Source organism: Parafilimonas sp. (assembly GCF_047606085.1).
Taxonomy (GTDB): domain Bacteria; phylum Bacteroidota; class Bacteroidia; order Chitinophagales; family Chitinophagaceae; genus Parafilimonas.
The window spans coordinates 1-3,244 of record NZ_JASGEX010000024.1 but is presented as its reverse complement, the minus strand read 5'-3'; the positions used below and the strand labels follow the sequence as shown (position 1 = coordinate 3,244).

General features: G+C 42.0%; 2 protein-coding genes. One reads left to right on the top strand and one right to left on the bottom strand.

The genetic code is table 11. The features are described 5' to 3' along the window. Nucleotides 1-222: 222 nt before the first annotated feature. Nucleotides 223-1,752, bottom strand: a complete 1,530-nt coding sequence (locus QM629_RS02425; RefSeq protein WP_415156824.1) for an aldehyde dehydrogenase family protein — start codon at nt 1,750-1,752, stop codon at nt 223-225. Between the two features lie 158 nt (nt 1,753-1,910). Between QM629_RS02425 and QM629_RS02420 the strand changes: the two genes are divergently transcribed. Further along, nucleotides 1,911-2,834 (top strand): AraC family transcriptional regulator, encoded by a 924-nt coding sequence (locus tag QM629_RS02420; protein WP_415156822.1) that lies wholly within the window; start codon nt 1,911-1,913, stop codon nt 2,832-2,834. Nucleotides 2,835-3,244: the final 410 nt, after the last annotated feature.

The following is a 3,244-nucleotide window of genomic DNA, read 5'->3' as shown; positions in this document are numbered from 1 at the left end:
CTTGAAAAAACGGCGGCAGCTATCTTCATCGGCATACCTGCTGAAAAATTCTGACATATTCATAGCTAATTATTTTAGACAAAAATACTAATATAATTAGCTATTTCCAAATTACGGATAGTCATTAATCTTGTTAATCTTATAATCCTGTAAATCCAGGTTCAGACAAAAAGAGAGCAGCAGCAAACGCTGCTGCCCGTCCGTTGCTTATGACCATTCTAACTAAAAGAACCCGAGTTTTTGTCTGCTGTAGGAAATCAGCATGTTCTTGGTCTGGCGATAATGGTTCAGCATCATTTTATGCGTTTCTCTGCCGAAGCCTGATTTTTTATACCCGCCAAACGGAGCATGTGCAGGATAAGCATGATAACAATTCACCCACACGCGGCCTGCCTGTATAGCCCTTGGCACCTGGTACATTTCATGCGCATCCCTTGTCCATACACCGGCGCCCAAACCATATAAAGTATCATTGGCTATGCTGATGGCTTCTTCTGTTGTTTTAAATGTTGTAACCGATGTAACAGGTCCGAATATTTCTTCCCGGAAAATGCGCATTTTGTTGTTGCCTTTAAAGATGGTTGGCTGAATATAATAACCATGTTCAAGGCCGCTGTTTTGATGGAAAGCTTCACCACCGCATAATACTTCTGCGCCTTCCTGTTTGCCTATGTCGAGATAGCTGAGTATTTTATTGTACTGGTCTTCGCTGGCCTGTGCGCCCATCATTACAGTGGGGTCCAATGGATTGCCCATCTTAATGGCTTTGGTGCGCTGCAGCACTCGGCTCATAAACTTATCGTATATCTTTTCATGCACCAGCACACGGCTGGGGCAGGTGCAAACTTCACCCTGGTTAAGCGCAAACATTACGGCGCCTTCAATGGCCTTATCAAAAAAATCATCATCGGCATCCGCCACAGATTCAAAGAAAATATTGGGGCTCTTGCCGCCTAATTCCATAGTAACAGGAATGATGTTTTCTGAAGCGTATTGCAGAATCAAACGCCCGGTGGTTGTTTCGCCCGTAAAAGCCACTTTATTTACTTTAGGCGATTGCGCCAGCGGCTTGCCTGCTTCCGAGCCAAAACCCGTAACGATATTTAAAACCCCTTTGGGCAAAATATCGCCGATGAGCTCCATCAGGCACATGATGCTTGTAGGCGTTTGCTCGGCCGGTTTTACCACTACCGTACAGCCCGCCGCCAATGCCGGCGCAATCTTCCATGCGGCCATAAGCAATGGAAAATTCCATGGAATGATCTGCCCCACAACGCCAATCGGTTCATGTAAATTAATGCTTACGGTTGTTTCATCATGCTCGCTTATCGTTCCTTCTTCGCTGCGGATAACACCGGCAAAATAGCGGAAGTGATCAATCACCAAAGGCAAATCGGCTGCTTTGGTTTCTCTGAGCGCTTTACCATTATCAATAGTTTCTATAATAGCAAGCTGCTCTAAATTATCTTCAATAACCTGTGCAATCTTTAATAACAAATTGCTGCGATAAGCAGCTGCTGTTTTGCTCCAGGTTTTAAATGCCGCTGCAGCGGCATCAATGGCTTTATCAATATCTTTTGCATTGCCCCTTGCGGCTTTGGTAAAAGGTTTGCCATCAATGGGAGAAATATTGTCAAAATATTCACCACTGCTCGGGGTTACCCATTCACCTCCGATATAGTGATCGTATTTTTCTTTAAATCGGGGCCTGATGGCCATGGCAGGCTTTGGCGCTGCTGCTGTTGTACTCATATAGAAGCTTTATTTCGTTATTTAATACCTCTAACTTCCGCTTTTCATTATTCAAATGCCCACACAATTGTACTCTTTTGTAGCACAATTGTACTTTTAACTGATTTTCATAAAAAGGAATGGTATATTAGTGATTCAAAAAAAATATTATTCAGGCTATGAAAAGTTTTCTTAATAAGATAGACCTTACCCATCCTAAATACCTGCAAACACTGGTGGAGAACAGGCGGGTCTTTAACCTGAAGAATTGTGAACTGAATGTTTTTGAAAGTTACCAGGAAACATATCGTGTGCCGCTTACCTTTAATGATTTTGTTATTACCAGCATGGTGCGTGGCAAAAAGGTGATGCACCTGTTTGATAAGCCCGCATTTAATTATTTGCCCGGCGAAACCGTTATTGTTCCTGCCAACGCTACAATGGTAATTGACTTTCCGGAAGCAAATGTGGCTAACCCTACCCAATGTATTGCGCTGGCCGTTGACAAGCCTTATGTTAATGATATATTGAATTACCTGAACGAGTTTTATAATGATAAGGATATCTGGTATGACTGGAAGCTGCAATTCAATCAATATCATTTTGCCAACGACAATGAAGTAAGCGCCCTTATTAATAAACTGATACGAATTTGCAGCAGCAGCGACGTTGCTAAAAATATTTATGCCGATCTCAGTTTGAAAGAGCTGCTGATAAGGCTGGTGCAAAGCCAGCATTTAATGCAGGTTGCATCAGAAGCCGGCGATTCTGCCAATAAAAGCCGCATGCATTATGTGCTGAATTTTATTGAACAGCATCTCACCGAAAAAATTTCTGTTGATACCTTATCCCGCAAGGCGTATTTAAACCGCAACGATTTTTTTAAATGGTTTAAAGAACAATTTGGCATTACACCGCTTGAGTATATAAACCGTGAAAGAATAAAGCTTGCCAAGCATTTATTAGCCGATCCTAAAAACAGTATCAGTGAAGTGAGCTATCAATGCGGTTTCAGCGATATTAATTATTTTGTGCGCCTTTTTAAAAAAACGGAAGGTATTACGCCCGGCGCCTATAAGGGCTGTTTACATAATCAACATTGATCATATTCAATGCTTACACAAATAATACGGTGTTTCTTTTTCTGTTCAGGGAAATGATTGCGGCCGGCAGGTCTTTTTTGTTAGCCGCACGCTACGCACGATTCTTACAGCTTATTTTATGACTGCTGCCGGTTAATAACACCATACCAGGGCAGACGCATTAAAATTCTTATGAAGAGCCATCGGTTCGATTCAATTTTGTAAAGCCGTGCTTTAGCACGGTTATAGAGGAGTTTCCATAGAAATAAGTGCCATCGGCACGGTGCATAATGTAACGAGCCGATGGCTCTCAACAACATTTTGATGGTTTTAAACGGGTTGAAACCCGTTTTTACAATATTTTTTCGAAGCTACGCTTCTTTTTATGCCTTTAAAATTTTAATGCGTCTGCCTTGGTGCGCAGCCTGATT